This window comes from Streptomyces laculatispora (assembly GCF_017353455.1).
Taxonomy (GTDB): Bacteria; Actinomycetota; Actinomycetes; order Streptomycetales; family Streptomycetaceae; genus Streptomyces; species Streptomyces laculatispora.
This window is the reverse complement of the sequence record NZ_JAFMPZ010000165.1, coordinates 1-5,806: the sequence shown is the minus strand read 5'-3', so window position 1 is coordinate 5,806 and position 5,806 is coordinate 1. Positions and strand designations below refer to the sequence as shown.

6 protein-coding genes are annotated in these 5,806 nt (G+C 72.3%); 4 read left to right on the top strand and 2 right to left on the bottom strand.

Annotation, left to right across the window (positions count from 1 at the left end; genetic code table 11):
• A partial coding sequence (locus J1C73_RS09700) for a gamma-glutamyl-gamma-aminobutyrate hydrolase family protein (protein ID WP_207315974.1) occupies positions 1-240 on the bottom strand: 240 nt, incomplete at its 3' end.
• A gap of 109 nt (positions 241-349) precedes the next feature.
• Between J1C73_RS09700 and J1C73_RS09695 the strand changes: the two genes are divergently transcribed.
• Genes J1C73_RS09695 through J1C73_RS09680 form a run of 4 tightly spaced genes read left to right on the top strand, consistent with a single transcriptional unit; the run spans position 350 to position 4,867 of the window.
• Positions 350-1,717 (top strand): glutamine synthetase family protein, encoded by a 1,368-nt coding sequence (locus J1C73_RS09695; RefSeq protein WP_207315973.1) that lies wholly within the window; start codon positions 350-352, stop codon positions 1,715-1,717.
• Between the two features lie 8 nt (positions 1,718-1,725).
• Positions 1,726-3,090: an aldehyde dehydrogenase family protein gene (locus J1C73_RS09690; RefSeq protein ID WP_207315972.1), complete on the top strand. Its 1,365-nt coding sequence runs from the start codon at positions 1,726-1,728 to the stop codon at positions 3,088-3,090.
• Between the two features lie 6 nt (positions 3,091-3,096).
• Positions 3,097-3,885, top strand: coding sequence for a 3-oxoacyl-ACP reductase (locus J1C73_RS09685; protein ID WP_207315971.1), 789 nt, complete (start codon positions 3,097-3,099; stop codon positions 3,883-3,885).
• A 40-nt stretch (positions 3,886-3,925) separates the two neighbouring features.
• Entirely contained in the window at positions 3,926-4,867 is a 942-nt protein-coding gene (locus J1C73_RS09680; protein ID WP_207315970.1) for a DUF2510 domain-containing protein, read from the top strand.
• 18 nt (positions 4,868-4,885) lie between these two features.
• Here J1C73_RS09680 and J1C73_RS09675 read toward each other — a convergent pair.
• Positions 4,886-5,806, bottom strand: a 921-nt coding sequence (locus tag J1C73_RS09675; RefSeq protein ID WP_207315969.1) for an alanine racemase, incomplete at its 5' end; no start/stop codon positions are given.

The window sequence follows — 5,806 nt, the reverse complement described above, 5'->3', positions numbered from 1 at the left end:
CCCGGCCCCGTACCGCGCCGGGTCCACATCCGGCCCGCCCGCGACCACCACCGCGTCGAGCCGCGCCACCACCGACGCCGCCAGATCCGGGGAGTCCGGCGGAAGCAGCGCGGCCAGCCCGCCCGCCGCACGGACCAGACGGCTGTAACCGGCGGGCAGCAGTGTCGCGGGCAGATCCCAGACGCCCCAGCGTGCCGAGGCCTCCAGGTAGGTACTGATCCCGATCAGCGGGCGGTTCATCGGATCTCCCTCTCGCACGGCACGCGGAACGCATCGGCACCGTATCCAAATCCCTTGCGCTGCCCATAGATTTGGATCATCTGTCGGCCCGCGAGGAGAGGATCCATCCGTGTCCGACCGAACAGCCCCGCTCGCCGTCGAGGAACTCCGCCTCCTCGTCGGCAGCGGTGAGATCGACACCGTGGTCCTGGCCTTCCCCGACATGCAGGGGCGGCTCCAGGGCAAACGCTTCGCCGCCGCCTTCTTCCTCGACGAGGTGGTGCCGCACGGCACCGAGGGCTGCAACTACCTCCTCGCCGTCGACACCGACATGAACACCGTCGACGGTTACACCATGTCCTCCTGGGACCGGGGCTACGGCGACTTCGCCATGCACCCCGACCTCGCCACCCTGCGCAGAGTGCCCTGGAACGAGAGCACCGCGATGGTCACCGCCGACCTCGCGTGGAGCGACGGCTCACCCGTCGCCGCCGCGCCCCGCCAGATACTGCGCCGCCAGCTGGAACGCCTCGCCGAGCACGGCTGCACCGCTCATGCCGGCACCGAACTCGAATTCATCGTCTTCAAGGACACCTACGAACAGGCCTGGGACCGCGGCTACCGCGGCCTCACCCCGGTCAACCAGTACAACGTCGACTACTCCGTCCTCGGCACCGGCCGCATCGAACCCCTGCTGCGCCGCATCCGCAACGAGATGGCGGGCGCGGGCCTCACCGTCGAGTCGGCCAAGGGCGAGTGCAACCCCGGCCAGCACGAGATCGTGTTCCGCTACGACGAGGCCCTGGTCACCTGCGACCAGCACGCCGTCTACAAGACGGGCGCCAAGGAGATCGCCGCGCAGGAAGGCGTCGCGCTCACCTTCATGGCCAAGTTCAACGAGCGCGAGGGCAACTCCTGCCACATCCACCTCTCGCTCCGGTCCACCGGCGACCCCGGACGCAGCGTCATGGCGGACGAGGACGGTGCCATGTCCCCGGTGATGCGGCACTTCCTGGCCGGCCAGCTCGCGGCCCTGCGCGACTTCTCGCTCCTCTACGCGCCGAACATCAACTCCTACAAGCGCTTCCAGCCCGGTTCCTTCGCCCCGACCGCCGTCGCCTGGGGCGCCGACAACCGCACCTGCGCGCTCCGGGTCGTCGGGCACGGCCAGTCCCTGCGCTTCGAGAACCGGCTCCCCGGCGGTGACGTCAACCCGTACCTCGCCGTCGCCGGACTCGTCGCCGCCGGCCTGTACGGCATCGAGCACGGCCTCGAACTGCCCGAGCCCTGCGAGGGCAACGCCTACACGGGCGCGTACGACCACGTCCCCACCACCCTGCGCGAGGCCGCCGGGCTCTGGGAGCGCAGTGAGATCGCGGCGGCGGCCTTCGGCGACGAAGTCGTCGCGCACTACGCCAACATGGCACGCGTCGAACTCGACGCCTTCGACGCAGCGGTGACCGACTGGGAAATCAAACGCTCTTTCGAACGCCTGTGAGGACTTCCTTGACCCGTGAGCACCAGGTACTGAACCCGGCGACGGAGGAACTCCTCGCCACCGTGCCCGCCACCACTGCGGCCGAGGTGGACGCCGCCGTCACCCGGGGAGCGGCCGCCCAGCGGACCTGGGCGGCGCTCGCCCCCGCCGACCGGGCCCGGCTGCTGCGCCGGTTCGCCGTCGCCGTGGACGGCCGGACCGAGGAGCTGGCCCGGCTGGAGGTCCGCGAGGCGGGCCACACGATCGGCAACGCCCGCTGGGAGGCGGGCAACGTCCGGGATCTGCTCGACTTCGCCGCCGGGGGAGTGGAACGGCTGAGCGGCCGGCAGATCCCCGTCCCCGGCGGCATCGACATCACCCTGCTCGAACCCCTCGGCGTCATCGGCGTGATCGCACCGTGGAACTTCCCCATGCCGATCGCCGCCTGGGCGCTGGCCCCGGCCCTCGCGGCGGGCAACGCCGTCATCCTCAAACCCGCCGAGACCACCCCGCTGACCGCGCTCCGGCTCGCCGGACTGGCCCTGGAGGCCGGACTGCCCGAACACCTCTTCCAGGTGCTGCCGGGCGCGGGCGACGAGGCGGGCAACGCCCTGGTCGAGCACCCGGACGTCGCCAAGATCGTCTTCACCGGCTCCACCCGGGTCGGCAAGCAGATCATGGCCAAGTGCGCCGAGCGCGTGAAGCGGATCACCCTCGAACTCGGCGGCAAGAGCCCCAACATCGTCTTCGCCGACGCCGACATCGAAGCCGCGGCGGCCGCCGCCCCCATGTCCTTCCTGGACAACGCCGGCCAGGACTGCTGCGCCCGCACCCGGATCCTCGTCCAGCGATCCGTGTACGACCGCTTCCTGGAACTGCTCGCCCCGGCCGTCGCCGCCGTCGTCGTGGGCGATCCGTCCGACGAGAAGACGCAGATGGGCCCGCTCATCTCACGCACCCAGCTGGACCGGGTGCGCGGTCACGTCCCCGGGGGCGCTGCCGCGATCCGGGGCAGCGCGCCCCAGGGCCCCGGATTCTGGTTCCCGCCGACCGTCCTCACCGATGCCCGGCCAAATGCGCCCGTCGCCACCGAGGAGGTGTTCGGGCCGGTCGCGGTCGTGCTGCCCTTCGAGGACGAGGCGGACGCCGTCCGGCTCGCCAACGCGACGCGCTACGGCCTCGCGGGCTCCCTCTGGACCCGTGACGTGGGGCGCGCGCTGCGGGTCTCGCAAGCCGTCCGGGCGGGGAACCTCTCCGTCAACTCCCACTCCGCGGTCCGCTACTGGACCCCGTTCGGCGGGTACAAGCAGTCCGGCCTCGGCCGGGAACTCGGACCCGACGCCCTCACCGCCTTCACCGAAACCAAGAACGTCTTCCTCAGTACGGAGGCCTGAACCGGTATGACCACGGACACCGAGAACATCTGCCGCCGCCTCGTCGGCCGCACCGCCGTCATCACCGGCGCCGCCAGCGGCATCGGCCTCGCCACCGCCCACCGGCTCGCCTCCGAGGGCGCGCACGTGGTCTGCGGCGACACCGACGCGACCGCGGGCAAGGCGGCCGCCGAAGCGGTCGGCGGCACCTTCGTACGCGTCGACGTGACCGATCCCGGACAGGTCGAGGCCCTGTTCAAGGCGGCGCACGACACCTACGGCTCCGTCGACATCGCCTTCAACAACGCCGGCATCTCGCCGCCCGACGACGACTCCATCCTCACCACGGGCCTGGAGGCCTGGAAACGCGTCCAGGACGTCAACCTCACCTCCGTCTACCTGTGCTGCAAGGCGGCCCTGCCCTACATGCGGCGCCAGGGACGGGGCTCGATCATCAACACCGCCTCGTTCGTGGCCAGGATGGGCGCGGCGACCTCGCAGATCTCGTACACCGCCTCCAAGGGCGGGGTGCTCGCGATGTCCCGGGAACTGGGCGTCCAGTTCGCCCGCGAGGGGATCCGGGTCAACGCGCTGTGCCCGGGGCCGGTCAACACCCCGCTGCTCCAGGAGCTGTTCGCCAAGGACCCGGAGCGCGCGGCCCGCAGGCTGGTGCACATCCCGCTCGGCCGGTTCGCCGAGGCGACCGAGATCGCGGCCGCCGTCGCCTTCCTGGCGAGCGACGACTCCTCCTTCGTCAACGCCACCGACTTCCTCGTCGACGGCGGCATCTCCGGCGCCTACGTCACCCCCCTGTAGAGGCGGGCGGCCCTTCCAGGGCACGGCCTAGAGTGGGGCGATGAGCAACCCGACACCGCCCGGCTGGTATCCGGACACGGCCGCACCGGGCAACGAGCGGTGGTGGGACGGCACGGCGTGGACCGCCCACACCCGCCCGTACGCTCCCGCGACACAGCAGCCGGGCCCCGTGCGGCCCTCTGCCCCCGCCGGGCCCGGCGGGGGCGGAAGCGGCCGGATCATCGCACTCGTGGTGGCCGGTGCGGTGGTCGTCGGTGCGGCGGTGACCGGAGCCGTACTGCTCGGCAGGGACGACGACGACGGAAAGCGGCCGCAGGCCCGGTCGAGCAGCGACGCGCCGCCGCCCGCGGCCACCGGCACCGACGGCACGTCCGACGGCAGCCCCTCGCCGGACGCCTCACCGGACGACGGCGACCCCACGGTGCTCGTCGACCAGCTCAACGGCATCACCCTGCCGATCCCCGACGGCTGGGAGAAGCCCGACAGCACCGTGGAGCAGGTGCTCACGATGCGCACCACCGGCTCCTACAACTGCCCCGGCAGCTCCTCCGACTCCTGCTATCACGGCACGGTGACCACACGGACACCGAACGCCGGTGACGCCGGCTCCGCCGAGGAGCTCGCCAAGGCCGACGTGGCCGACGCCGCGAAGGGCGCGTACGGGGAGAACGCCGTCGGTACCCGTATCCACGGCGGCATCACGTCCCACAAGCAGATCGCCGCCGCCTCGGTGAGCGTGGCCGGGCGCACCGGATACCAGGTGCGCTGGCGGGTCGTCACGGGCAAGGGCCCCGGCGGCTACGTGCAGTCGCTCGTCTTCCCCTCGACCGTCGGCAGCGAGTCGCTCGTCGTCGTGCGCTACGCCTTCGACGCCGGCTCCGACGGGCCCCCGCTCTCCCTCATGGACACCCTCACCAAGGGCATCCGGCCGATCGGCGACAGCGAGACGAGCGGCGGCGTCGGCAGCTCGGTCGCGCCCTGACGCCGGACGCCGGTCCGCTCAGAGGAAGGTGCGGCCCTCGCCCCGGTACGTCGGCACCGTCGCCGTCACCCGGTCCCCCTCGATGAGCTGCAACTCGTCGAACCGCTCGCACAGCTCGCCGGCCTTCGCGTGCCGGAACCACACCTTGTCGCCGATCAGCAGATCGTCCGCCGGGGCGCCGAGCAACGGGGTCTGCACCTCACCGGGTCCCTCCTGCGGGTCGTAACGCAGCCCCTCCGGCAGGTACGGGACCGGCAGCCGGTCCGGACCGGCCGCACCGGACGCCGGGTAGCCGCCACCGAGCACCGTCACCACGCCCACCCCGGGGCGGCGCACCACCGGCTGAGCGAACAGGGCCGCCGGACGGGCCGTGAACGAGGTGTAGTTGTCGAACAGCCGCGGCACGTAGAGCCCCGAACCGGCCGCGATCTCCGTCACCGCGTGCTCCGCGGCGGTGTGCTGCACACTGCCGGTGCCGCCGCCGTTCACGAACTCCAGGTCCGGCGCCACCGCCCGTACCGCCCGCACCACCTCGGCCCGCCGGGCCGCCAGTTCCCGGCGCCCCGCGGCCTGCATCAACCGGATCGCCCGGGAGCGCAGCGGCCGCCCCGCGACCGAGTCGCCGACCCCGGCGATATGGCCCTCGTACGCCATCAGCCCCACCAGCCGGAAGCCGGGCCTGCGGGCCACGGACCGTGCCAGCTCGGCCAGCTGGGCGGGGGAGCGCAGCGGCGAACGCAGCGCCCCGATCCTGACCCTGCCACCGAGCATCCGCAGCGAGGTGTCCAGCTCCAGACAGACCCGGATCTCCTCGGTGCCCCCGGCGCGCGCCGCGTCGATCAGCTCCAGCTGCGCGTGGTCGTCCACCATCACCGTCACGGCGGCGGCCAGTTTCGGGTCTGCGGCGAGCTCCGCGAAGGCCGACCGGTCGGCCGACGG